Annotated in this window: 25 protein-coding genes and 1 riboswitch; of the genes, 13 read left to right on the plus strand and 12 right to left on the minus strand. The window is 39.8% G+C overall.

Features of this window, described 5'->3' with window-relative positions:
* Positions 1-1,318: adenosylmethionine decarboxylase (speD, locus tag AACX68_RS17050; protein ID WP_228859889.1), on the plus strand; the 1,318-nt coding region annotated here is incomplete at its 5' end.
* Positions 1,319-1,435: 117 nt separating this feature from the next.
* Here the strand turns inward: speD and AACX68_RS17055 are convergent.
* Complete coding sequence (locus tag AACX68_RS17055) at positions 1,436-1,939, minus strand: GNAT family N-acetyltransferase (protein WP_228859890.1); 504 nt, start codon at positions 1,937-1,939, stop codon at positions 1,436-1,438.
* A 119-nt stretch (positions 1,940-2,058) separates the two neighbouring features.
* Here AACX68_RS17055 and AACX68_RS17060 point away from each other — a divergent pair, with 119 nt between their 5' ends.
* The gene (locus tag AACX68_RS17060) at positions 2,059-2,448 is read left to right on the plus strand and encodes a nuclear transport factor 2 family protein (RefSeq protein ID WP_228859891.1); all 390 of its coding nucleotides are present in this window, start codon (positions 2,059-2,061) and stop codon (positions 2,446-2,448) included.
* A gap of 56 nt (positions 2,449-2,504) precedes the next feature.
* Here AACX68_RS17060 and cycA read toward each other — a convergent pair whose 3' ends face one another.
* Positions 2,505-3,905, minus strand: a complete 1,401-nt coding sequence (gene cycA, locus AACX68_RS17065; protein ID WP_228859892.1) for a D-serine/D-alanine/glycine transporter — start codon at positions 3,903-3,905, stop codon at positions 2,505-2,507.
* A gap of 142 nt (positions 3,906-4,047) precedes the next feature.
* On the opposite strand from cycA, the gene AACX68_RS17070 reads away from it, so the two are divergent.
* The 7 genes from AACX68_RS17070 (at position 4,048) to AACX68_RS17100 (ending at position 11,962) form a co-directional block, all read left to right on the plus strand.
* Complete coding sequence (locus AACX68_RS17070; protein ID WP_228859893.1) at positions 4,048-4,275, plus strand: hypothetical protein; 228 nt, start codon at positions 4,048-4,050, stop codon at positions 4,273-4,275.
* Between the two features lie 338 nt (positions 4,276-4,613).
* Positions 4,614-5,366 carry an OB-fold protein gene (locus AACX68_RS17075; protein WP_445286297.1) on the plus strand — a complete coding sequence of 251 codons (753 nt, stop codon included), beginning with the start codon at positions 4,614-4,616 and terminating at the stop codon, positions 5,364-5,366.
* 55 nt (positions 5,367-5,421) lie between these two features.
* Positions 5,422-6,726 (plus strand): AAA family ATPase, encoded by a 1,305-nt coding sequence (locus tag AACX68_RS17080; RefSeq protein ID WP_228859895.1) that lies wholly within the window; start codon positions 5,422-5,424, stop codon positions 6,724-6,726.
* 250 nt (positions 6,727-6,976) lie between these two features.
* The gene (gene uhpT, locus AACX68_RS17085; protein WP_228859896.1) at positions 6,977-8,353 is read left to right on the plus strand and encodes a hexose-6-phosphate:phosphate antiporter; all 1,377 of its coding nucleotides are present in this window, start codon (positions 6,977-6,979) and stop codon (positions 8,351-8,353) included.
* Between the two features lie 139 nt (positions 8,354-8,492).
* Positions 8,493-9,101: a transcriptional regulator UhpA gene (uhpA, locus tag AACX68_RS17090; RefSeq protein WP_099120589.1), complete on the plus strand. Its 609-nt coding sequence runs from the start codon at positions 8,493-8,495 to the stop codon at positions 9,099-9,101.
* Positions 9,101-10,624 carry a signal transduction histidine-protein kinase/phosphatase UhpB gene (gene uhpB, locus AACX68_RS17095; protein ID WP_228859897.1) on the plus strand — a complete coding sequence of 508 codons (1,524 nt, stop codon included), beginning with the start codon at positions 9,101-9,103 and terminating at the stop codon, positions 10,622-10,624. Before uhpA ends, uhpB begins: the two co-directional genes overlap by 1 nt.
* A 9-nt stretch (positions 10,625-10,633) precedes the next feature.
* Positions 10,634-11,962 carry an MFS transporter gene (locus tag AACX68_RS17100; protein WP_228859898.1) on the plus strand — a complete coding sequence of 443 codons (1,329 nt, stop codon included), beginning with the start codon at positions 10,634-10,636 and terminating at the stop codon, positions 11,960-11,962.
* Positions 11,963-11,973: 11 nt separating this feature from the next.
* Here the strand turns inward: AACX68_RS17100 and AACX68_RS17105 are convergent, their stop codons facing one another.
* Entirely contained in the window at positions 11,974-12,531 is a 558-nt protein-coding gene (locus tag AACX68_RS17105; RefSeq protein WP_228859899.1) for a GNAT family N-acetyltransferase, read from the minus strand.
* Between the two features lie 172 nt (positions 12,532-12,703).
* On the opposite strand from AACX68_RS17105, the gene rlmA reads away from it, so the two are divergent.
* A complete protein-coding gene (rlmA, locus tag AACX68_RS17110) occupies positions 12,704-13,519 on the plus strand; it encodes a 23S rRNA (guanine(745)-N(1))-methyltransferase (RefSeq protein WP_228859900.1) in 816 nt (271 codons plus the stop codon).
* A gap of 55 nt (positions 13,520-13,574) precedes the next feature.
* Here rlmA and mntP read toward each other — a convergent pair whose 3' ends face one another.
* The 8 genes from mntP to pabB all read right to left on the minus strand — a co-directional run bounded on the left by mntP (position 13,575) and on the right by pabB (position 21,756).
* Positions 13,575-14,159 (minus strand): manganese efflux pump MntP, encoded by a 585-nt coding sequence (mntP, locus tag AACX68_RS17115; RefSeq protein WP_228859901.1) that lies wholly within the window; start codon positions 14,157-14,159, stop codon positions 13,575-13,577.
* 6 nt (positions 14,160-14,165) lie between these two features.
* Positions 14,166-14,342: riboswitch (yybP-ykoY riboswitch) on the minus strand.
* A 140-nt stretch (positions 14,343-14,482) separates the two neighbouring features.
* The gene (locus AACX68_RS17120) at positions 14,483-14,941 is read right to left on the minus strand and encodes a DUF986 family protein (protein WP_228859902.1); all 459 of its coding nucleotides are present in this window, start codon (positions 14,939-14,941) and stop codon (positions 14,483-14,485) included.
* 92 nt (positions 14,942-15,033) lie between these two features.
* Positions 15,034-15,891 (minus strand): PTS mannose transporter subunit IID, encoded by an 858-nt coding sequence (gene manZ, locus AACX68_RS17125; protein WP_228859903.1) that lies wholly within the window; start codon positions 15,889-15,891, stop codon positions 15,034-15,036.
* A gap of 13 nt (positions 15,892-15,904) precedes the next feature.
* On the minus strand, positions 15,905-16,702 hold the full coding sequence (locus tag AACX68_RS17130; protein WP_228859904.1) for a PTS mannose/fructose/sorbose transporter subunit IIC: 798 nt from the start codon (positions 16,700-16,702) through the stop codon (positions 15,905-15,907).
* A 78-nt stretch (positions 16,703-16,780) separates the two neighbouring features.
* On the minus strand, positions 16,781-17,746 hold the full coding sequence (manX, locus tag AACX68_RS17135; RefSeq protein ID WP_228859905.1) for a PTS mannose transporter subunit IIAB: 966 nt from the start codon (positions 17,744-17,746) through the stop codon (positions 16,781-16,783).
* A 538-nt stretch (positions 17,747-18,284) separates the two neighbouring features.
* Positions 18,285-19,649 (minus strand): L-serine ammonia-lyase, encoded by a 1,365-nt coding sequence (locus tag AACX68_RS17140; protein ID WP_099120599.1) that lies wholly within the window; start codon positions 19,647-19,649, stop codon positions 18,285-18,287.
* A 176-nt stretch (positions 19,650-19,825) separates the two neighbouring features.
* Positions 19,826-20,389: a CoA pyrophosphatase gene (locus AACX68_RS17145; protein ID WP_228859906.1), complete on the minus strand. Its 564-nt coding sequence runs from the start codon at positions 20,387-20,389 to the stop codon at positions 19,826-19,828.
* Complete coding sequence (pabB, locus tag AACX68_RS17150) at positions 20,386-21,756, minus strand: aminodeoxychorismate synthase component 1 (RefSeq protein ID WP_228859907.1); 1,371 nt, start codon at positions 21,754-21,756, stop codon at positions 20,386-20,388. Before pabB ends, AACX68_RS17145 begins: the two co-directional genes overlap by 4 nt.
* A 165-nt stretch (positions 21,757-21,921) precedes the next feature.
* On the opposite strand from pabB, the gene AACX68_RS17155 reads away from it, so the two are divergent.
* The 3 genes from AACX68_RS17155 to pip all read left to right on the plus strand — a co-directional run bounded on the left by AACX68_RS17155 (position 21,922) and on the right by pip (position 23,794).
* Positions 21,922-22,104, plus strand: coding sequence for a YoaH family protein (locus AACX68_RS17155; RefSeq protein ID WP_228859908.1), 183 nt, complete (start codon positions 21,922-21,924; stop codon positions 22,102-22,104).
* 100 nt (positions 22,105-22,204) lie between these two features.
* Positions 22,205-22,582, plus strand: a complete 378-nt coding sequence (gene yebF / locus AACX68_RS17160) for a protein YebF (RefSeq protein WP_228859909.1) — start codon at positions 22,205-22,207, stop codon at positions 22,580-22,582.
* A gap of 258 nt (positions 22,583-22,840) precedes the next feature.
* Positions 22,841-23,794, plus strand: a complete 954-nt coding sequence (gene pip, locus AACX68_RS17165) for a prolyl aminopeptidase (RefSeq protein ID WP_228859910.1) — start codon at positions 22,841-22,843, stop codon at positions 23,792-23,794.
* Between the two features lie 58 nt (positions 23,795-23,852).
* Here the strand turns inward: pip and AACX68_RS17170 are convergent, their stop codons facing one another.
* Positions 23,853-24,083, minus strand: a complete 231-nt coding sequence (locus AACX68_RS17170; RefSeq protein WP_099121612.1) for a DNA polymerase III subunit theta — start codon at positions 24,081-24,083, stop codon at positions 23,853-23,855.
* Between the last annotated feature and the right edge of the window lie 233 nt (positions 24,084-24,316).

Below are 24,316 nucleotides of genomic sequence, written 5' to 3' on the forward strand. Positions count from 1 at the left end.
AAATAAAGGGGTGTTTAAACTCAAATTAGAGGGTGTCCAATATATTCAGAATGAATTTAATTATAAGCTTGTTGATTCTGAATTATATAATTCATTATCCTCAGAAGAGGAATGTGAAAAATTTAAAAATGATTTAGCCGGTTTACTTGCTCCTATATATGATAGCCGCCCTCGCGTCAATGTATTGCTGGATCAGGCTCATGCCACTTTGGATACATCTGTGCGCAGGGTAATGCTGTTACTCAAAAACCCGATAGTATTCAAACAAAAAATTCTTTTTTTAGGTGATGATGATTTGACATCTGTGGCTTTAATGATGGCATTTAAAAAGCTGGGCCATTATGATCATAAAAATATTCATGTTAAAGATATTGATAAAGAGTTATTGGAGTTTATTAAAGATGTATCAATGAAAAATGGCTTTACGATTAATACTGAGTATTTAAATCTGAAGGAGCCGAATAAATATGCAAGGTCATTTGACGTAATTTTAACAGATCCACCCTATACTTTTAGTGGATTGAAACTATTTTTGTCGAGGGCAATTAGCTTTTCTAAAAATGAAGGGAGTGAAATATTATTGTCATTTGGACAAAAAAAACCTAAAGAAAATCATGAGGTGCAAAAACTCTTTAGTGACCAGAATCTTTTTATCAAAAGTATCTATCCACAATTTAATAAATATTATGGTGGGAGTATTATAGGTAACGTCAGTGATTTATATATTCTTTCTGTTACAAAAAATACATATCCAACAATTTCAGGTAATGTTGATTATTCAAATAAAATATATACTGGAGAAATTAACCCACGTATAAAATTCTATCAATGTAAATCGTGTAACAACCGGCTTACGATTGGATATGGAAAAGACATATTAACCATCGAGCAGCTGATAGAAACAGGTTGCAACAAATGCAACGGAACCAAATTTCAATATCAGGGGCAAGAAAAAATCCCTTTGCCAGCAGATACAAGACAGTTTGGCACTCATATCATTATAGAAATGAAAAACTGTGAAAGTGACACATTGAAATGTATGTCAACTATTGAAAGTATGATGGTTGATATTTCTCGTAAGTGCGAATTTGATGTTATTAATTACCATTTTCATCAATCAGAATCACGTGGTATCAGTGGAGCAATGATATTGGCTGGATCACATTTTGCTATTCATACGTGGCCAGAATATAGCTATGCAGCACTTGATCTATTCATTTATAGTGATTTTAATCATCAGGATACACTTATAAAGCAGTTGCAGTGTCAGTTAAATTCACAGGAATATGAGTACAAAATATTGCAACGAGGTTTTTAATATAGCTCATGTCTGGCTGATAGATTATCTGGCCAGACATATAGAAAATAAAATGATTGCAACAAAGAAATATTTTTCTTCTTTTAAGAAAATAATTGTTTTAATCCTAATGAAACTTTATAAAATTGGCTCATTTATTAAAGACATATCCATAACATCGCAATATTGTCCCTGTTTAAGGGCTGCTTTACGTTGAATGCCTTCCATTTCAAATCCAAACTTAGTGTAAAGAGCAATTGCCTTTTCATTATCTGTGAAGACTTCCAGATCAATTCTAATGCAACCAAGCCAGTTGAAAACATAGTCAATGGCAAATGCCATCATTTCTGAGCCAATGCCTCGGCCTGAATAATCGGGATCAATACCAATACCGAGGCTGATAACATGTTTGCGTCTTGGGTTGGGATAACTATATAACCCCAGAGTACCAACAACATTACTGTCTACTTCTGCCACGAAGTCGAATACCCCCTGCTCTCTATTATTCTTAAGACGCTCACGCCACATTTCAAGAGATGGGCATGGGCGTTGTAATGTATAGAAATAAACATCGGGATGGCCAAAAATTCGCTGAAAATGCTCAGCATCTTCAGTTTCAGCAGATCTGATTTTAATTTTCATATATACCTCTCCTGAATTTGACTTGACCATAATTACCCGATAAAACATGAAATGTAAATATAATGTTTGAAAAATAAATAATACTGTCTTTCCTTAATTATTAGAATTTAAGGATATCAATGAATCAGGAAAACTCAGCCATACTTGCAATAATAAAAAACCTTGAAATTAGTCTGCATGGAGAAAAAAGATATGATATCGAATGGTTGAATAGCATCCTACATGATGTTTTTCTGGAAATAGGGAAGTCTGGTTATATTTATACGAAGAAAATTGTGGTGGAATCTTTAAAAGAAGAAGTAAATATTATTCCTCAAATTTTTTCAGAAGATTTTAATATGCAGATTTTGGATGAAAATATTGTGCTGCTTACCTATAAATCTTATGAAGTGAATAAACGAGGGCAGTCATACAATGAAGCATTGCGCTCATCAATCTGGCAGTTATCCGCATCGGGTGCATGGCAACTCAGATTCCATCAGGGAACAAAAATAGCAGATTCTCAGTAATGCCCATAAAAAAATAGCCCGGATTCCGGGCCATTAATTTTATCATTTTTCTCTTATCAGAGATGGGCTTTACGCCTTTTCACAACCTGATACCCGATCATTAAAATAATGAACCAGACAGGAGTCGCAATTAATGCTTGTCTGGTATCTGCTTGTAAAGACAGCAGGACTATGACAAAAGCAAAAAAAGCCAGACAAACCCATGACATCACGATACCAAACGGCATTTTGTAGACAGATGCTTTATGCAGCTCAGGACGGTGCTTCCGGTAGGCCAGATAGGAGCACAAAATCATACTCCAGATAAACATGAACAAAATGGCTGATATCGTTGTTACCAATGTAAAAACACGCATTACATCGGGAATAAAATAGATCAGAATAACGCCGCAAGAGAGGCATAAACAGGTAAAAATCAAACCTGATGCAGGAACTGAACGCCGGGAAAGTTGGCTGAACTGTTTTGGTGCATTTCTTTCCTTAGCTAAACCAAATAACATCCGGCTGGTAGAGAAAACCCCGCTGTTTGCTGAGGATGCAGCAGAAGTCAGTACTACGAAATTCACAATGCTGGCGGCGGCAGGTAACCCGATCAGAACAAACAGTTCTACAAAGGGGCTTTTATCCGCCACAATCGCACGCCACGGTGTAACTGACATAATGACAATTAATGCGAGTACGTAGAATGTAATAATCCGGACAGGAATGGCATTAATGGCTTTCGGCAGCGATTTCATCGGATTTTTGGTTTCTGCCGCTGCTGTTCCGACTAATTCAATTCCAACAAAAGCAAATATTGCGATTTGAAAGCCGGCAAAGAACCCGCTCAGCCCCATAGGGAACATGCCTCCATCGCCCCAGACATTGGAAAGGGAAGCGACATGCCCTGCGGGAGACTGGAAATGACTACCAATCAATACGCCACCAATGACAATTAAGGCAACAATGGCAACAATTTTGATCATCGCAAACCAAAATTCCAGTTCACCAAATAGTTTGACTGTTGCGAGATTCAGCGTCAGTAAAATCAAAACGCATAAAAGAGAAGTCGCCCATTCAGGGAAACCTGGTGCCCAATACCCAACATAAGAGGTGATGGCAACAACATCAGCAATACCGGTAATCACCCAGCAGAACCAATAAGTCCAGCCCACAAAAAAACCGGCCCATGGCCCCAGGAGGTCAGCTGCAAAGTCACTGAATGATTTATAATGCAAATTGGAAAGCAATAGCTCTCCCATTGCCCGCATCACGAAAAACAGCATAAACCCGATGATCATATAAACGAAAATGATCGAGGGCCCTGCAAGGGAAATAGTTTTACCTGACCCCATAAACAGGCCGGTTCCAATAGCGCCCCCGATAGCAATAAGCTGTATATGTCGGTTAGTCAGGCTTCGCTGAAGATGCGAGCCTTCAGTTTCAGGTGGGTGTGTGGGTTGTATATTTTCTTCCATAGTTGTATCCAATTTATTCTCACAGCATGGCCTTAATACCCTCAGGCTGTGTTTAAGACGCCATTGTGACATAGACAACTACATTATTAACAGAAGGAATTTACACGAAAAACCAATAGAACGTATTTTGAGCTAAATATTGATGGTTATGTTTACTCATCCCAATCCTCATTATATCGTCGTTTATAACGGTCTTGATAATAATGATGGGGTTTTAGTTAGCACTCAGATTGCTATAGATATTGATATGACGAAAAATTCGGCCGCTCAGTTTTTAACTCTTCTGGAAGATAATGCACTTGTTCATGCTCAGGAATTGGATGGTAATGTAACAAGAGTTTCTGTTATTGGTATTTATACTTTGTCATAAATAAGTATTAAAATAGAACAGGCATAGCATAGAATCTATTTAGCAAGTTCCATTAGGTTGGTAGCGATGCCTGTTTAAGATTAATATTACAAATAACCTTAAAAATAGATAATTAATCAATTATTCAATCAGTAATTTAGATTATTAATAGTCAATATTACTGTCCTAAAATTTTAACTTCATTGGATAAGAGGGATAAATTATATTGTTATGTTATTGTTTAATGATAATAACTGGTAATATTTTACATTGACTATTATTCAGGGTAATGTGGATGAAATTTATCAGTAAATGGATTCCTTAAATGTGGAAGTTTTGTTGGTTTAAAATTCAGGTTATTGATTATGATTAGAAAACTAGCACTATTAGTTGTTGCGGTGGTTTCTGTATTATTTTGGCAAATTGCTGTGGCAAACAGTGGGATTATTCCTTTTACTGAAAATGATGCTAAATTTGCAAAATCGCTTGTTGATAATGATGTTAAACTGTTTTTTTCTGGCAAAAAAAAATCTAGTGATTATGGGTATATTCATATAACGGCAAAGGATTTATACAGAAGGTATTCCGAAAATGAAGTTAAAGCAAATAATGATTTAAAATATAAGAAAGTTATCGTTTTCGGAATTATTAAAAGTATAAATAATTACTCTTCTGATGGTAAAGTCTTCATTGCATTAAGTGCTGGCGGTTTTTTAGATACTGTGCATGCAGCACTGAATAATGATTTTCAGGATTATGCGTTAACATTACGTAAAGGACAAAAAATCACTTTAGCCTGTGAGGTTGCCGGAACTGCTGTTGGTGAGCCTTTTCTAAAGAGTTGTATATCAGAAAATAAAGCAAAAGAACAAGTTGCTAAGTCTATTATATCTCAGATTAATAGAGTGGTTAGTGGAGATAAGAATGAATCTAATAAAGTAGGTGTTAATATAGTTGCATTAACAAAGTTAGTTGATTTATCCACTAATAATTTCTCTATTTGTAAAAAAATAGATATTTCTTGTCTGAATAAATCAAAAAGTTCAGAGTGGAGGAAATATGTAGAAAAAAACAGAGATCAAATAGAGTGGTATAAAGAAATGTTAGAGTAATAAATGTTGTAATGAAATGATTAGTCTGATAACGATATTTTCGAATGATTCTTGCATGGGATTTTTTTTTCTGTTAAAAATGATTGCCATTTATATTCTTTTAGGTAAGGATGATATCCCCGCAGATATCATTATTTCTATTGATTTAATGATTGCTGAAAATAAAAATGATAATCAGGAAGATATTGATCTTATGATATCGACATTAGCTATCAATAATTATCGTTCTATTCGTGACCTTCGTATTACTCTTGCTCCTCTTAATGTGATTACAGGCGCAAACGGTAGCGGTAAATCTAATTTATATCGGGCATTACGTTTGTTATCTGAAACAGCTCAGGGTGGTGTAGTAAATTCTCTGGCGCTGGAAGGTGGGCTGGATTCTGCATTTTGGGCCGGGCCGGAAAATTTTTCAGGTGCGGTACGTGCAGGGCACATGCCAGTACAGGGTGGAGTTAGAAAAGAAGTAAAACGGTTACGTCTTGGGTTTGCGACAGATTCGTTTGGTTATTCCATCTCCCTTGGTTTGCCTCACCCGTCTAGCTCTGCTTTTGCGTTAGATCCAGAAATTAAACAGGAATGTATTTGGGGAGGAGGGCGTTATCATCCGGCAGGTGTATTGGTAGAACGAAAAGGGGCAATAAGCCGGGTTCGTGATGGGCGAAAATGGCAAATTACTTCAGAACATATTAATAGTTTCACCAGTATGTTTGATCAGCTTTCTGATCCTTCAATGGCTCCGGAAGTTTTTCATATGCGTGAATTCATCCGTGGCTGGCGTTTCTATGATCATTTCCGGACAGATAGTGATGCTCCTGCCCGCAAGGCTCAGATTGGAACCCGTACTCCGGTATTGCATCATGATGGGCGGGATCTGGCTGCTGCCTTACAAACTATCCGTGAAATAGGTGATGCGCAATTGCTGGATGAATCGGTTAATGATGCTTTTCAGGGAGCTTCTTTGGCAATTTCCCGTTCCAACGAAGGGCTATTTACATTACAGTTTCGCCAGTATGGTTTAATGCGCGCGCTCTCCGGTGCTGAATTATCCGACGGAACGCTACGTTATCTGTTATGGATTGCGGCATTACTGACACCACGTCCACCATCAATGATGATATTGAATGAGCCAGAAACCAGCCTGCATCCAGAACTTTTACCTTCATTGGCTAAATTAATTATAAAGGTTTCAGCTCAAACTCAGGTTTGGGTCGTTTCACACTCTCCAGTATTGATTTCAGCACTACAGCACTCTTCGCTTTGTCAGACAATTCAGCTTGAAAAACAGTTAGGCGAAACTCACGTTATTGGCAGGGATATACTGGAAGAACCATTATGGCACTGGCCGGATAGGAATTAAAATATCTATCGTTTCAGGTTGCTTCGCTGAGAGATTGTGATTCTTTTCACGCTTTACTTCCTATAAAGACAAAACTAGGAAATTTTCCTAGTTTATCTAAGACAATAGCTCAAGCCAATTTTTAACCCCTTTCTTAGAATCTCAGTAATAACAATACCTACGAAAAAAATTCGCGTTTTAGCGAGCCACCTTTTTGATTTCCACCTGCATTAAAAAGGTTTTCTTTGTCGTGGTTATCTGAGGATTTCATATGATTAAAATTCTGGAACAAGTTCGCCAACCGACGTTGGATCTTCCAGTCGATATACGCCGCAAGATGTGGTTTAAGCCTTTTATGCAGTCATATCTGGTGGTTTTCATTGGCTATATGGCGATGTATCTGGTGCGCAAGAATTTCAATATTGCCCAGAACGATATGGTTTCTACTTATGGTTTGTCGATGACGCAGCTTGGGTTGATAGGGTTGGGGTTCTCTATCACTTATGGCGTAGGCAAAACGTTAGTGGCTTATTATGCAGATGGAAAAAATACCAAACAATTTTTGCCATTTATGTTGATTTTGTCTGGTCTGGCCATGCTCGGTTTTAGTATGAGCATGGGCAGCTCTGGGATCAGCGTTTTCTTGATGGTGGCATTTTATGCGCTGAGTGGTTTTTTCCAAAGTATTGGAGGGCCGGCAAGTTATTCCACCATTACCAAATGGACTCCGCGTAGCAAGCGAGGCACCTATCTTGGGCTTTGGAATATGTCGCACAATGTGGGTGGCGCAGGTGCGGCAGGTGTTGCTTTGTTTGGGGCGCACTATTTATTTGATGGTCATGTCATCGGGATGTTTATTTTCCCTTCCATAATTGCTTTGATCATCGGTTTTATTGGTTTACGTTATGGAAGCGATTCGCCTGAAAGTTATGGTCTGGGTAAAGCAGAAGAGTTATTTGGTGAGGCGATCAGCGAAGAGGATATCGCTGCAGAAGAAAATCAAATGACCAAGCGGGAGATTTTTGTTGAGTATATTCTGAAAAACAAAGTGATCTGGCTTCTTTGCTTTGCCAATATTTTTCTTTATATCGTGCGAATTGGTATTGATCAGTGGTCAACGGTATATGCGTATCAGGAATTAGGGCATTCAAAAGAAACTGCTATTTCCGGCTTTACAATGTTTGAAGTTGGGGCGCTAGTCGGGACGCTGATGTGGGGATATTTGTCAGATTTGGCAAATGGCCGTCGTGCTCTTGTTGCCTGTGTCTCACTGGGCCTCATTATTGTTAGCCTTGAATTTTACCAGCATGCAACCAGCGAATTTATGTATTTAGGCTCTCTATTTGTACTCGGATTTCTGGTGTTTGGCCCACAATTACTGATTGGCGTGTCGGCTGTTGGATTTGTACCGAAAAAAGCGATCAGTGTTGCAGATGGTGTTAAAGGTACGTTTGCTTATTTAATCGGTGATAGTTTTGCTAAATTAGGTTTGGGAATGATTGCTGATGGAGTGCCTATTTTTGGTTTAACAGGCTGGAAAGGTACTTTTGTTGCACTTGATACTTCTGCATTTATCTGTATTACATTACTTGCGTTTGTTGCTATTGCTGAAGAGAGAAAAATTCGCAGTAGCAGGAAAGCGCTATAAACCTTGTTAAAAATCGTTATGACGCTACTGTTTTATTCGCAGTAGCGTTTTTGAGTGAAACGTATCGTTCCCAGTCTATTGCGCAGCTATATTAATGAGAGTAATTTATACGGGTTTTCTGATCTGGCAATAAATAACGATGATTAAAGTAGCATTAGTCGATGACCATGTGGTAGTACGTTCTGGTTTTGCCCAATTATTAAGCTTAGAGCCTGATATTGAAGTTGTCGGTGAATTCAGTTCATGCGCCGAAGCAAGATATGGTCTGCCCGGTTCAGGGGCAATGGTCTGTATTCTTGATATCTCAATGGCTGATGAAAGTGGATTATCACTGTTGCAGGATATTCCCTCCGGCATTGGTTGTATTATGCTGAGCGTCCACGATTCAGCCACCATGGTAGAAAAAGCCCTGAAGGCGGGAGCCCGGGGTTATCTAAGCAAACGCTGCAGCCCGGATGAATTGGTACAGGCGGTGCGTATTGTTGTGAATAATGGTTTTTACTTCTCGCCGGATATTGTGCTAAAACTGACATCATCAAAAAATAATCCTGCTGCTTTGGATCACTTAACCAAGAGAGAGAGGCAAATCGCGGAAATGCTTGCCACAGGAATGGATGTTAAAGCTGTAGCTGCTGAACTGGGTTTGAGTCATAAAACAATTCATGTTCATCGTGCTAATGCGATAAGTAAATTGGGCGTAACAAATAACGTGGGCCTAGCAAATTATTTTGCCTCTAGTGATCTCTAATGTATCGATACCTTATCAATTCATTTTGTGGTGGATTACTGTTTTCATGCTGGTGGTTCTGTTTATGGGTGATAGCTTATTACTTTGTCAATGACTTAGAGCTGGCTATTTTGTTTTTTCCATTTGCACTGCGTCTTGGTATTGCTTTACATATCCCGCAAAAATATTGGCCAACACTATATGGTACAGAATGGTTGCTTACGATTGGTCTGGCCTTACTAATGAAGCAGCCTCAGTGGCTAACTGTATTAACTGCCAGTGTAGTCAGCCTTCCCATAGTCTGGGCAGCCAGTCGTTATTACTGTGGTAATCAGTGGCAAAGACTTGCTGTTATGGCACTTGTGATTGTCATCACTTCAATAGTTAATGTTATATCCGTCATCAATCATAATCCGGCAGTCACCATCGCGCTTTTGGTGAGTTTAACCGGAGGCGTTATGCTGGTTCCTTTGTGTTACTTAGTTTGGCATTATTTATTCCAGAATGTCTGGCTACCCATGACTGCTAATGTTATTACACACCAAATTCGTTTCAATCTGAAACAGGTCATTTTTTATAGTCTATTATTTATATTAAATATTTTTCTTCAGATCTGGATACCTAACGAACTCCGCTATTTTGCGCCATTCTGCCTTGCTATTCCGATTATTTTATTGGCTTTTCGCTATGGCTGGCAGGGAGCATTGCTTGGCACTTTACTGAATAGTGTTGTGCTAATTGCTGCTCGCAGCGGTGTTTCCGATATGGAAATTACGGATTTGCTGTTATCTCTACTAACCCAGACTCTGACAGGAATAATACTTGGAATGGCTGTCCAGCGTCAGCGTGATCTGAATATGCAGCTAAAGAGAGAATTATCTCGCAATCACAGTTTGTCACGCCAGTTAGTGAAAGCAGAGGAATCAGTAAGGCGGGAGATTGCCCGCGAATTACATGATGAAATAGGGCAAAATATTACAGCTATCCGGACACAGGCAAATATTATCCAACGTGTTGGTGCAACGCCAGTGGTTATTAATTGTGCCAAAACTATCGAAACATTATCCCTGAATGTTTATGATACTACCAAAATGTTATTGAGCAGATTACGGCCTAAAGTACTCGACGATTTTGGCCTTAAGGAAGCTATTGAGCAGTTATTGCGGGATATGGAATTTGAAGCTCACGGCATATCAGTAGAAATTAATTGGGAGATCGATTCCGATGCTGTTATTGAACAGTTAAGTGACGCAACGAAAGCTACATTATACCGTCTTTGTCAGGAAGCATTAAATAACGCATTAAAGTATTCTCAGGCTGATTGTATTAAAGTGCATTTTTCTATTAAGGAAATGGTCCGTTTATTGATCAAAGACAATGGTATTGGCTGTAAAGCTGAAGATCATATGAAGGGATTTGGCTTACGGGGTATGCGTGAGCGTGTACAGGCCCTCGGCGGTATTTTTTCAATTCATAGTGAGAAACAGAAAAATGAATCTACACGTTCTGGTACGGATTTATCGATCATTTTGCCTAAACTTTAAGAAATGTTCATGACAGTTTTTTCTCAGCCTAAACTAATTAATCAAAATCATCTGTCTACGGTAGAAATTAGGGAGCAATATCGTTACTGGCGTCTGCATATAATGTTGAGCTTATATGTGGGCTATGGGCTATTTTATTTCACCCGTAAAAATTTTAATTATGCAATGCCAGAATTGATCAGTGATCTGGGCCTTGATAAAGCTGAAATTGGGTTGATTGGTACGTTATTTTATATTACTTATGGCTGTTCAAAATTTATTTCCGGTATTCTCTCTGATCGCTCTAATCCACGTTATTTCATGGGTATTGGGCTTATTGCTACCGGTATAATTAATGTTTTTTTCGGTCTGTCCAGTTCTGTTGTCATGTTTACCTGCTTATGGATATTGAATGCCTGGTTTCAGGGGTGGGCCTCTCCTTCATGTATTAAATTACTTACCACTTGGTATTCGCGTTCAGAACGTGGTTTTTGGTGGTCATTGTGGAATACTTCGCATCACATTGGAAGTGCATTAGTTGCACTCTTTGTTGGTTTTGTCACCTTGCATTTCAGCTGGCGGGAAGGTTTCATTGTGCCCGGCTGTCTGGGGATCTTAGGTGGAATTCTACTATGTTGGCGATTACGTGATAAACCGGCTTCAATGGGGTTGCCAACTATTGGGCAGTATCGCAATGATTTTCTGGAAAAAAAGCATGAAAATCAAGGGAAGGGATTAAGTACCAGAGAAATATTAAGAGATTATGTTTTCAGGAATAAATATATCTGGTTACTTTCCTGTAGTTATGTGCTTGTTTACATTGTTCGCACAGTTATCAACGATTGGGGAAACCTTTATCTGACAGAATATCATCATTATGATTTAGTGTGCGCCAACTTTGTCGTATCACTTTTTGAAGTCGGAGGTCTGGTGGGATCTTTGGTTGCCGGCTGGGGTTCTGATAAGTTATTTGGCGGCAATCGAGGCCCTATCAATTTAATATTTTCAATTGGTATTTTTTTGTCAGTAGCTGCTTTATGGTTGATGCCTGTAACAGATTTAGTTTTTCAATCGTTGGGATTTTTCTCTATCGGTTTCTTCGTTTTTGGCCCACAGTTATTGATTGGTATGGCAGCAGCAGAATGTTCACATAAAGATTCAGCTGGAGCAGCAACGGGATTTGTGGGTCTCTTTGCCTATACTGGCGCGGCACTTGGTGGTTATCCTTTTGCGATTATTTTGGAGAATTATCACTGGACTGGGTTATTTATTACTATATCTGTGTGCGCTGTCATGATTGGCTTATTATTGCTGCCTTTTTTACAGGCTCAATTCCCTCAGCAAAGAGAGCAGGGTTAGCTGCTCTCATTTTAACGCTGTGATATTTGCCGGTTAAGCCATTCTTCTCTGGTTAGTTCCCATATTTCACTATCATATTCCCCTGAAACATATTCTTTTTTATCAGTTCTGATCACCTTCATACCTTCAGATAATGAAATATTTCTAGATTTATCATTGATTTTAGCTTTGGCTACTCTGAGTACTGTCCGGTCTAATTCTGTAAACCAATAACTCGTAACCTTTTCACAGGCTTCGCGCATAAATCCATGCCCTTGATATTCGAGAGAGAGCCAGAAACCGCGATTATTATCTTGTGTGTTATATAACCCAATGACACCAATGAACTCATTAGGCTTAGCTTTCATTCTGAGCGACCAGATATAAGCTTTTTGTTCTTGGATTGCAGGTATGGCAACGTTATTAACAAAAATATCGCCACCATTATCGGGATATGGCCAGGGGACTGCTTTCTTATCTAAGTATTTTACAATATCCCAGTGAGGAAACTTTTGTTGTATGTGAATCGCATCGGTATGAGCCAATTTCTTTAATAAAAGGCGCTTAGTTTCCAAATCTTCAAATGGCATTTTTTTGATTACCAATCAATGTTAATTTATTGTAAAATCCATAATGAATTTTAGTCGTAAAATAGTCAATATGATTTTATCTCCACTATATAAAGCGGTTTTATAAAAACATACCAAACCGAAACATGGTATAGTGAATGCCTGATTTATTCTTTACTGCCATCGGAATGTTATGTCTTATCAATGTCCTTTATGCCATTCACCATTACTGTTTTCCCATCACCAATGGCGTTGTGAAAACAATCATCAGTTTGATTGTGCAAAAGAAGGTTATGTGAATTTGTTACCGGTTCAGCATAAGCGTTCAAAAGAGCCGGGTGATAGTGCTGAGATGATGCAGGCGAGAAGGGCATTTTTACAGGCAGGTCACTATCAGGTATTACAGCAAAAAGTTATTGAGCTATTTGATCGTTTTTTACCGGAACAGGCTGGAGTGTTGTTGGATATTGGTTGTGGAGAAGGGTATTACACTGCTGCAGTACAACAGGCTTTGAATCTGAAACGACCCATCACAGTTCATGGTTTGGATGTGGCGAAAATTGCTGTCCGCTATGGTGCCAAACGTTATCCGGATGTTGATTTTTGTGTGGCATCTAGTCATCGGCTACCGTTTGCAGATGGTTCCCTTGATGGTATTTTGCGGATTTATGCTCCCTGCAAAGCTGCTGAGTTATTTCGGGTGGTAAAATCAGGGGGGATTGCCCTCACTGTAACACCCGGCCCACGTCACTTGTATCAGTTGAAAGAGCTGATTTATCAGGATGTCCATTTACATCCTGAAAATACCGAGCAACTGGAAGGGTACGAATTAGTGGCTGAGGAAACTCTGGCTTATGAAATGCAGCTTGATGGTGAACAGGCTTATAATTTATTACAGATGACTCCTTTTGCCTGGAGAGCGTCTGAGGACGTTAAAAACCATTTAGTGGCTAAGAAATTGTTTCATTGTGAAGCTGATTTCACGTTAAAAGTTTACCGGCATATTTAATTTCTTTAAATGAGTTCCCCGCAATAAGAGCGGGGAATTCATTTATGAATAAATATCAGGCATACATAAATAATTTAAGATGTTCGAATAATATATTGAAGCCAATAGCAATCAATACGAATCCACCAATAAGCTCTGCCCGTTTGCCTAATAATGGCCCAATATAGCGCCCAATTAACATTCCCAAAGTCGCCATGATCATCGTCATGATTCCTATAGTCATTGCTGTGGGTAATATATCAACTTGTAAAAAAGCAAGGCCAATACCAATTGCCATCGCATCCAGACTGGTTGCAATAGCGGTAAATATTAATGTTACTGAGCTATGACGGCGCGGTGCTGTTGGCTTGGTGACAACGTCAGGATCATGTCTGAAACTTTCTCTGATCATCCGGCAGCCAAGGACAAATAATAGTGTGAATGCCACCCAATGGTCCCACTCCATAATGTACTGACTGGCATAAATTCCCAGAGACCAACCGATTAAAGGCGTACAGGCTTCAATAAGGCCAAAGATAAGCCCTGTTCGAATTGCTTCACGTAAATGGGGACGATGAAGGGTTGCTCCTTTACTTACGGCAGCAGCAAAAGCATCCATAGAGAGGGCTAGTGCAAGAATGAGTGTTGCATAGAAATTCATTAAAACAGCCTCGGTTGGGTAGTTCCATATACATATAAACCACCCCCAACCAACGGTGATTTTATATGTCTATGGTCTTGCCAACCGATTCGGCATTCGTACCACGTTTTATTAAAACGAGCATGTTGATACGAATTTTCCAGGAATATTCTGGAACAGGCTACTCCCCAATGACTGGACTGGACGATAACATACTCAGAGTGAAAGGCAAAATATTTCGTGCTATGTTAATTTATCCAATGATAATAATTATCATTATCTTTGTTGTGATGAAGAATAAGGCTGATGTGATATTACAGCCTTATTTAAGCGAAAGGAGAATATTATTTATTGCTCAGTAGAAATTTATAGATTTTTTCTAAATCATCTAATTTTGTTACGGATATGTATATTTTCTTTGCTTCAAATTCTATCATTAGAATACCATCTTCGGATAAATTTATAGCTTTAATCTTTTCATAATAAAAAAGGCGATTGAAATAATAAAATCCTTCTTTTTTAAAGATGAGTTTAGGTGAGCGTATATAACCAAAGTATATTGAGATTAAAATAATAAAAGATAATAAATAAGTTGTTAGCGGGCTGCCTTGAGCAACGACATTATTATAAATCACAATACTAACTAAAATAATAAATATTAAGGCATCGATTCGGTGCTTTCTTTTTAATTTTATAGTTAACAACGTCTTGCCTTTGAAGTAGTGGATAAAAAACTCATCATAAATAGCAAAAGCGAACGCTAATAAAATTGAGGCTATCAAGATGATGTCATTCAGGCTCATGTTTACTCCTGAGTTTCCTGATCTTTTTTTGTAAGTGGGGGAGAGGAAATGTTTCCTCTCCCTATTTTCAGTTAATCAATTTTTCAACAAAACTATTTAGCTACACCGAGAAGACCGAAATAATAACCAATAATACCAATCACAAAGAAGCCAATAATAATCCACAAAGGGTTTACTTTTTTCCGTAATAGCCACATACATCCAAAAGTTAGCAATAGAGGTGCAATTCCTGGCAGTAACTGATCAAGAATGGTTTGAACAGTGTTTATCTTCATTTCACCGGTTGTAGGATCAGGAACCTTAGAGACAACTAGTGTAATGTCGATTTTTGTCCAACTATTAACCAGTGCTCCCATGACAAATAGACCCAGAATTGACGCGCCTTCTGTCATTTTTTGCAGGAAACCGCCTCCCATATCTTTGACGATATCTATTCCCTTCTTATAACCATATGCAACGCCATAATAACGGGTTAACAAACGCACCAGATTAAATAGGAAGAAAAATAAAAATGGCCCGAGCCAGTCACCACCTAAGGCAAGTCCGGCACCAAGCGCGGCAAAAACAGGGCGCACAGTTCCCCAGAAAATCGGGTCGCCCACACCAGCCAGCGGTCCCATCAGACCAACTTTAATCCCGTTGATTGCACCGGCATCAATGTCAGCCCCGTTGGCTTTTTGCTCTTCCATTGCCAGTGTGACACCCAGAATAGGTGCTGCGACATAAGGATGTGTATTGAAAAATTCTAAATGGCGTTTGATGGCCAGTTTACGCTCCTCGGTATTTTCAGGATAAAGGCGGCGGATAGCTGGCACCATTGAGAAACAGAAACCCAGCGCCTGCATGCGTTCAAAGTTCCATGAACCCTGAAATAAGTTAGAACGCAGGAAGACAGCATTAATATCACTTTGTGTCAGTTTTTTCTGACCCATGTTTGTTGTATCTGACATGTTGTTCATCCTCTTAATCTAATTCATTATCAAGGTTATTCGGGGTGTTACCGGCAGGAGCTGCTGCCTGTGATCGATTGTATTTAGGGCTGAGCTGAATATACAGAACCGCCATAACTGCACCAATGACACCAAGGATAACAAGATTATGAACATATACTGCGACCACAAAACCCAGATAGAAGAATGGCATCAGGTAACCAGCACGCATCATGTTAATCACCATCGCATAACCGACAACAACAATCATGCCACCAGCGATATTGAGGCCCATAGTAACGACTTCCGGAATTGAATCCAGCATATTCTGAACTTCAGATGTGCCGACAGACAGGGCGACAACCAGTGCAGGTAGGGCAATACGCATTGCCTGCAACACCAGAGCAGAGATATGAAGAGCTGTAATAGCCCGGAGATTACCGTTTTCAGCGGCTTTATCTGCCGCGTGTTGGAAGCCGACAGTCAAAGTACGGACAATAATAGTGAGAACCTGACCCGCTGCCGCCAGTGGAATTGCCAGCGCAATACCTGCACCAACCTGTTGTCCACCAGCGATAACCAGAATAGTCGAAATGATGGATGCTAAAGCTGCATCCGGGGCAATCGCTGCACCGATATTCATCCAGCCGAGAGCGATCATTTCCAGCGTCCCGCCAATGATGATACCTTTTGTGACATCACCAAGAATCAGGCCGATTAATGTACAGGCAATTAATGGGCGATGAAATTGAAATTCATCAAGAATAGAACCCATACCTGCAATACAGGCAACGATGAATATCAAGAAAAGTTGAACAACGGTAATTTCCATTGTTTTCTCCTGTAACCAAATATAATTTGGTAAGAATTTTGTTGTTGAGTAATGGTTAGTAAAAAATATCTTTATTTTTTAAGCTTTTTTGAGTAAATCCATCATATTTAAACGCGCATCGCTGGCAACTTTACGTGCTTCAAGCTCTATACCGCGTGAACTCAGTTTTTCAAAAGCAGTGATATCACTTGCATCAACAGAAATGGCGTTATTGATTTGGGTTTTACCCTGACGGAATGCCATACCACCAATATTGACAGACTCCAGTGAAACTCCGCCTTCTACAATACGCAGTACATCGGTAGGGTTGGTGAATAACAGCATAACGCGTTCATCGGCGTATTTGGGATTGTTATAAACACGGACGCACTTCTCAACATCAACCACATGTGCACTGACACCGGGAGGTGCGACCTGTTTTAATAAAGTGGAACGTACGGTATCCTGAGCAACTTCGTCACTGACTACAATGATACGCTTTACGTTAGTTTCTTTTGTCCAGCGGGTTGCAACCTGACCATGAATAAGACGGTCATCAATACGTGCAAGTGCGATTTTCATATGACCGCCTGCAGCTGGAGTGCTAACCTGAGACGCAACTGGAGCGGCTGGCTTGGTAGGTTCAGGTTTACTGGCTTCTTCTTCTGGCTCTGTTTTAAGAGCGCGAATGCCTTCTCTTCCTGTTTCTAATGCAACAGCAATCAATTCTTCCATGGATGGATCATCATCACGGCACATGAAGGCTTCAACCAGCATTGGTACGTTTACACCCGTAATGATTTCGTAGTTTTCTTTGTCTACAGCAATCCGGTTTGCCGCATTAAACGGGCTGCCACCCCAGGTATCAACAAAAAACAAGACCCCTTGCGTTGTATCAAGTGACTCCAGTCTCTTATTGTATTTCTCGAATAATGTATCGGCATTTTCACCGGGCACGAAGTCAATATAGGAAACGTTTTCTTGTTCCCCAATCAACATTTCCGTGGTGCGTAGCAGTTGCTCTGCCGCGGCCCCGTGTGTGCCAATCATAATGGCTATACTCACTTGTTTTCCCCTTTCTGTAACAATCGAACTCGGATTTATTGCAAGCTCATGCTCAATACTTCCAACCTGTTTTACTACCAGTTAATAAACATAATAGTTACAAACATTATGTTTTATCGAGGTTCCATCCCAAGTATTTCATTTCTTATGGACTCTATTTTGTTACATAAGAAAATATGTCATTAGATTATCATTGGAATCATTCAAGAAAATTGCTATCAGTCAGAAAATTTAAGTCGAACTATTTTGATAGATAAAAATAATATTTTAATTTTAATTATGGCAAATAAAAATTAATTAATTCTTTTATTTTTTATTTATTTAGTCTTAACATCTGTTTCCGGTAACATTTTGTTAATCTTTAGATAAAAAGAAAGTGATGTTTTTAATAGGAAAGAGGAAAAAATGTACTTCTTTGATCCGTTTCAGCCAAAAAAAATCCCTACTGTATTAGCAGGGATTTTTCCGGATAAGCCAAATCTGAACTTAAAGAATGTCGCTATCTAACTTATGTCATATTGATAACTTACAGATTTGATTAGTCACACTGTACTTTTATGGCCAGACCACCACGTGATGTTTCACGGTATTTGGCATTCATGTCTTTACCAGTTTCGTACATAGTTTCAATAACCTTATCCAGTGAAACGCGTGGTTCACTAGTGCGGCGCAATGCCATACGAGCAGCATTGATCGCTTTAACCGATGCAATTGCATTACGTTCAATACATGGAACCTGTACTTGTCCGGCAACTGGGTCACAAGTCAAACCAAGGTTGTGTTCCATACCGATTTCAGCGGCAATGCACACTTGCTCAGGGCTTGCGCCGAGCAATTCTGCCAGACCTGCCGCCGCCATTGAACAGGCAACCCCAACTTCTCCCTGACAGCCAACTTCTGCACCGGAAATAGATGCATTCATCTTATACAGAATACCGATTGCACCTGAGGCTAAGAAATAGCGCGTATACAGCTCAGGAGTAACCGGTTCGATGCAGTGATTGTAGTAAGCCAGTACTGCCGGAACGATCCCACATGCGCCATTGGTTGGCGCTGTAACAACGCGGCCGCCAGCGGCATTTTCTTCATTGACGGCCAAAGCAAACATGTTGATTAAATCAACAACGTTCATCGGGTCATTTGAAAGTTTGTTTGATGATGTCAGCATACGATGCAAAGCCGCAGCACGTCGCGGTACACGCAGAGGGCCCGGTAAAACGCCTTCTGTATTCAGGCCTCGTTCAATACAGGCCTGCATGGTATCCCATACATCTGCAAAGTATTCAGCAATTTCTTCTTTGCTATGTAAATCCAGCTCATTTTTCATCATCAGGCCGGAAAGGGACAGGCCTGTTTTGCTGCAATTCATCAGTAATTCAGCAGCAGAGCTGAATGGGTAAGAAACAGGCTTTGTATCCTGAGATGGCTTACCGAAATGTTCTTCATCAACAATAAAACCACCACCGATAGAGTAGTAGGTTTTGCTGTAAACATTTTCGTCACCTGCAAATGCATGGATTTGCATGCCATTTTCATGTAATGAAAGGTTATCGCTCCGGAAATTCATGCCTCCGTCACGAGGGAAATCGACTATATGTAAACCATTTGCCAGCGGCAAACGTTGAGTTTGCTCAACATCACGAATAAAACCAGGGATTGAATCAATATCAACAGTTGCAGGCATATTACCGGCCAACCCCATGATAATGGCGATATCCGTATGATGACCTTTCCCGGTTAATGAAAGTGAGCCGTATACATCAACAGCTACACGCGTGATAGAGGACATAAGCCCCTGGTTTACAAGATCATCGACAAATTGTTTTCCTGCTTTCATAGGACCAACAGTATGAGAGCTGGATGGGCCGATACCCACCTTAAACATGTCGAAAACGCTAATCACGCCAGACTCCTTAAAGAAGAAAGAGATATAGTATATTTATAATAAAGCGCGTTACTTTACTGTTATTTAGTGGTGTTGATAAAGGAGTTTACAGTTTTTTTTTAATTATAATAGTTATTGGTATGATTTAGGACAATAAATGTACAAATAATGTTTATTAGTGGTTATTTTTAGCTCTAATTTTGAACTTGTTGAGCCAGCCGATAAATAATTGAGGCAGTTAATCCCCAAATCATTTGCCCGCAATACCAATAAAAGTAGATCCGATGTTGGCGGTTATGCTTCTTAACATCCAAATACTGATAATTGGGAAGAGAGAGTACATCAAAAAGCGGGATTTCAAAAAAATTGTCCACTTCTGTTGGATTGGCCTGAAAAGAGAAGGGAGGCGACACTAACCCGACGACAGGAGTGACATGATACCCGCTGCTGCTTTCCATAGGGGCTAATTGCCCCAGAACCTGTACCTGATGATATGGAATATTGACCTCTTCTTCGGCTTCACGTAGTGCGGTGGCAGCCAGTGAATGATCTGCCGGGTCAGCCGCGCCGCCGGGGAAAGCAATTTGCCCTGCATGTGAACGTAGATGCCGGGCCCGTTGGGTAAGTAACAGTGTAGGCTCGGGCTTACAAATAATCGGCAGTAATACAGCGGCATTCCGCTGATTGTTAACCGGATAATCTGGTTGTACGGGAATTTGCAGTTGAAACCGATGAATAAAATCAGAAAGAGATGTCATGATGTATGGAGTTCCCTTAATTTCGGTAAGATATGTCCAAGTTTATCGAATGTTTCCTGATACTCTTTTTCCGCAGTGCTGTCAGCAACAATTCCCCCACCAGCCCAGCAGTACATTTTTCCTTTTTCTGTCAATAGGGTGCGTATAGTAATATTGCTGTCCATTGTACCGCAGAAACTAATATAGCCAATAGCTCCACAATATCCATGTCTGCGATGCGGTTCTAATTCTTCAATAATTTCCATGGCCCGGATTTTTGGAGCACCTGTGATGGAACCTCCGGGAAAACAGGCTCGCAGTAAATCTGTTGCGTGATATTCGTCCGGTAATATTGCAGTAATGGTACTGACAAGGTGATGGACCGCCGGAAAAGGTTCAACAACGAATAATTCGGGGACTTTAACTGATCCCGCCTCCGCTACACGTCCGATATCATTTCTGAGGAGATCAACGATCATCAGATTTTCTGCGCGGTCTTTACGGGATTTGGCTAATTTTTCAGCTTGCAATCGATCTTTTTCCGGATCTTGTTCACGTGGTAATGTGCCTTTGATCGGTCGGGTCTGGATTTTATTATCTTCCAGTAATAAAAAACGTTCGGGTGAAACACTGATGACGCAATTTTCAGGTAAACGAATGAAAGCCGAAAAAGGAGCGCGATTAGATTCGTTGAGTTGCCTGAAAGCCTGCCATTCATCACCCTGATAATTTGCGTGAAACCGCTGTGCCAGATTGACCTGATAGCAGTCGCCATCACGCAAATAACGATGGATATGCGCAATTTTTTCATGATATTGCTGTTCACTCATATTGGATTGCCATGCGCTGGTGAGGGCAAAATTTGTTTCGCGGTGCTGGGTGTGCGTTTCCAGCCATGCCAGGCGAGTATCAATATCATGATAGCTTAATAAAGTTGCTTTTTGCTGGTGGTGGTCAATGATAAGGCACCAATCGTAGATCCCAATCGCCATATCCGGGAAATTTAATTCATTAATAGTTGTCGCTGGTAGTTTTTCAGTCCATCGCCCAAGATCATATCCCCATATTCCCAATGCTCCTCCCTGAAATGGCAAATCGGGATCAAACTGAGGGGTGATATTGCAGTCATTAAGATGCTTTTTTAGTAAAAGAAAAGGATCTTCTTGAGAATGAGAGACTGCATCATGACTTTTGATTTCGGTAGAGTTTCCTTGTGTCACAAGAGTGATGATTGGTTCTGCAACAATAATATCAAATCGATTATGTGAATGCTGAGCGGCTCCTGAATGTAACAACATGGCCCAGGGAGAGGCGGAAAGAGGAGCAAAATAGCTGGCTGCAAGATCAGGAAAATAAGGTAACTGACGTTTTTGTAATGCAATCTTCATGGTGGAACCCGTATTGGCAGGGCAATTCAAAATTAACTGATTAATTGGCGGAGATTATCATAGAATGGTACACCGGTTCACTTGCTGTCATACTGCAACTTAAAATTGATTGTGTATATAATCACAATCATTATCAGTTATTACTATATATTAGAGGTAAACGCCATGTTTTCAGGTATGCCGGCACTGTCCCATGAAGAACAACAGATTGCTGTAGAAAGGATCCATCAACTTATTTCTGAAGGGATGAGCAGTGGAGAAGCAATCGGGATTGTGGCTCAGGAACTGAGGGAAAAACATCAGGATAAAGAGCAGATTCATGTTTTATTTGAAGATGATGTAAAATAGTCACAACGCATTTTTAACAAAACTCACATAATTACTTTCTATTACATGTTAGTTTAACTTAACATTAATCCATACTATTTGGATGGTAATAGGAGGTAACATGAAGATAAAACAATTCATCCATCGTGCAGGGTTATTGAATGTGGCCGTTGCACTTTCTTTTGCGTTTACAACTGCTGTATCAGCTGCTGAAAATGACCATGTCGCTAAATTTGTTTCCTGCAAAAATCTGACTAAAGATCAAATAGCCGCACAAGTTAAACAAGATTTCCTGCAAAATCGTCTTAATCACTGGGATAAGGACAGGAAACAATTAGGTACTGCAAAACCCGTAGCATGGGTAAATGTCAACGATATTACCGGTGATAAAGACGCATTGCAGGTTCCGTTAGCTGTCAGGGGCACTAAAAATGACAAAAGCTATAATGTCACAATTGATTGCCAGAAAGAGACTATCAGCTATAGTGAAATCCGGTAATTAAAGAGTCATGATAGCTTCACATGTGTTCGGGATACTGGAAACGTATCCCTTTTTATGCCTTTCTTCTTTCAAGTTGCCTATTTGTTGGTTACGCTCTCTTATTCCTGTCACATAATGAGTTAGGCTTTCTGAGGATCAATTAAAGGCTCCTGCTTCCCAATGGAGCCAGTTTTGGTTGCTCCGGCAACTTTGTCACTCTCTTACTGGCGGACACAGTTTTGGAACCCAGTGGGTGTATCTGATTGAGAGGTCTCTATGACGGAATTACGGAAACTTTATCCGGCTTATGATGCATATAAGACTGGTTATCTGGATACCGGAGACGGGCACCAGATCTACTGGGAACTGTGCGGTAACCCCAAAGGTAAACCTGCGGTATTTATTCACGGAGGACCGGGTGGAGAAATAGCCCACTATCATCGGCAGTTATTCAACCCTGAACATTACCATGTCATGTTATTTGATCAGCGTGGCTGTGGGCGTTCTAAGCCTCATGCAAGCCTTGAGAATAATACAACCTGGCATCTGGTCGATGATATTGAACGCTTACGTACACTAATGGGCGTTGATAATTGGCTGGTTTTTGGTGGTTCATGGGGTTCAACATTATCTCTGGCTTATGCCCAGAAACATCCTCATGCTGTATCAGAGCTGGTATTAAGGGGAATATTCCTACTCCGGCCTCAGGAATTGCAATGGTATTATCAGGAAGGTGCTTCCCGATTTTTTCCGGAAAAATGGGAGCGTATATTATCCATTCTTTCTGAAGAAGAGCGCACAGATGTGATTAGTGCTTATCAGAAACGTCTGACAAGTAGCGATCCCGCCGTACAGTTGGAAGCTGCTCAACTATGGAGTACCTGGGAAGGTGAAACTATCACACTGTTACCTTCTGAACATGCAGATTCATTTGCAGAAGAACAGTTTGCTCTGGCAATTGCACGTATTGAAAATCATTATTTTATCCATAACGGTTTTATGGATGAGACGCAACAGCTATTAGATCATATTGATGCTATCAGACATATTCCAGCAGTCATTATTCATGGACGCTATGATATGGCATGTCAGGTACAAAATGCCTGGGATCTGGCAAAAGCATGGCCAGAAGCTGAACTTCATATTATTGAAGGAGCAGGTCACTCTTTTGATGAACCGGGTATTTTGCATCAGTTAATCAAGGCAACGGATAAGTTTGTTGGAAAGTAAATGAGGTAACCACTTGCTCACGCAGTGGTTACTTTTACTATTTTTTAATTGCTATTTTTTAACGGCTTTTGGGCTCGTAAGGTAAACGTGATAAAGACCTTGATTGCTGACGGTAATGCCTCAACCGCTGCTGAAAATATTCCCTCAGATGTTGTGGCTGAGTTTGCTCAACATTATCCGGAATGACAGGCATATTATAACGCTCTTTAAATGCAACCCCTGATGCCGCTAAATCAGTGTTGACTTTGTCCATTTCATCTTTTGATAGTCTGGCTAAATTATGCTCTATCATATTGTCTCCAAAAATACTATGTATACCTTTCGTCTCTCAAGTTGACTCTTGAAATTTATAAAATATATCCTCAGGAGATAAAATTAATGGAGTCTCGTTCATTTAGCAAGCTGTTATTTGAATAAAAAATAGTCGAGTAAATATTAATAATATCAATTATCATTTCTATTAAATTGACTTTGTTTTAATAAGTATTTAATCACATAAAACTGATTCTTATTTCCTTATAT

Source organism: Xenorhabdus sp. PB61.4 (assembly GCF_963894935.1).
Taxonomy (GTDB): Bacteria; Pseudomonadota; Gammaproteobacteria; order Enterobacterales; family Enterobacteriaceae; genus Xenorhabdus; species Xenorhabdus stockiae.

Coding starts and splice junctions, on each gene's coding strand:
- AACX68_RS17055 (WP_228859890.1), bottom strand. CDS start 1,939: ATGAAAATTAAAATCAGATCTGCTGAAACTGAAGATGCTGAGCATTTT.
- AACX68_RS17060 (WP_228859891.1), top strand. CDS start 2,059: ATGAATCAGGAAAACTCAGCCATACTTGCAATAATAAAAAACCTTGAA.
- cycA (WP_228859892.1), bottom strand. CDS start 3,905: ATGGAAGAAAATATACAACCCACACACCCACCTGAAACTGAAGGCTCG.
- AACX68_RS17070 (WP_228859893.1), top strand. CDS start 4,048: ATGGTTATGTTTACTCATCCCAATCCTCATTATATCGTCGTTTATAAC.
- AACX68_RS17080 (WP_228859895.1), top strand. CDS start 5,422: ATGGGATTTTTTTTTCTGTTAAAAATGATTGCCATTTATATTCTTTTA.
- uhpT (WP_228859896.1), top strand. CDS start 6,977: ATGATTAAAATTCTGGAACAAGTTCGCCAACCGACGTTGGATCTTCCA.
- uhpA (WP_099120589.1), top strand. CDS start 8,493: ATGATTAAAGTAGCATTAGTCGATGACCATGTGGTAGTACGTTCTGGT.
- uhpB (WP_228859897.1), top strand. CDS start 9,101: ATGTATCGATACCTTATCAATTCATTTTGTGGTGGATTACTGTTTTCA.
- AACX68_RS17100 (WP_228859898.1), top strand. CDS start 10,634: ATGACAGTTTTTTCTCAGCCTAAACTAATTAATCAAAATCATCTGTCT.
- AACX68_RS17105 (WP_228859899.1), bottom strand. CDS start 12,531: ATGCCATTTGAAGATTTGGAAACTAAGCGCCTTTTATTAAAGAAATTG.
- rlmA (WP_228859900.1), top strand. CDS start 12,704: ATGTCTTATCAATGTCCTTTATGCCATTCACCATTACTGTTTTCCCAT.
- mntP (WP_228859901.1), bottom strand. CDS start 14,159: ATGAATTTCTATGCAACACTCATTCTTGCACTAGCCCTCTCTATGGAT.
- AACX68_RS17120 (WP_228859902.1), bottom strand. CDS start 14,941: ATGAGCCTGAATGACATCATCTTGATAGCCTCAATTTTATTAGCGTTC.
- manZ (WP_228859903.1), bottom strand. CDS start 15,891: ATGTCAGATACAACAAACATGGGTCAGAAAAAACTGACACAAAGTGAT.
- AACX68_RS17130 (WP_228859904.1), bottom strand. CDS start 16,702: ATGGAAATTACCGTTGTTCAACTTTTCTTGATATTCATCGTTGCCTGT.
- AACX68_RS17145 (WP_228859906.1), bottom strand. CDS start 20,389: ATGACATCTCTTTCTGATTTTATTCATCGGTTTCAACTGCAAATTCCC.
- pabB (WP_228859907.1), bottom strand. CDS start 21,756: ATGAAGATTGCATTACAAAAACGTCAGTTACCTTATTTTCCTGATCTT.
- AACX68_RS17155 (WP_228859908.1), top strand. CDS start 21,922: ATGTTTTCAGGTATGCCGGCACTGTCCCATGAAGAACAACAGATTGCT.
- yebF (WP_228859909.1), top strand. CDS start 22,205: ATGAAGATAAAACAATTCATCCATCGTGCAGGGTTATTGAATGTGGCC.
- pip (WP_228859910.1), top strand. CDS start 22,841: ATGACGGAATTACGGAAACTTTATCCGGCTTATGATGCATATAAGACT.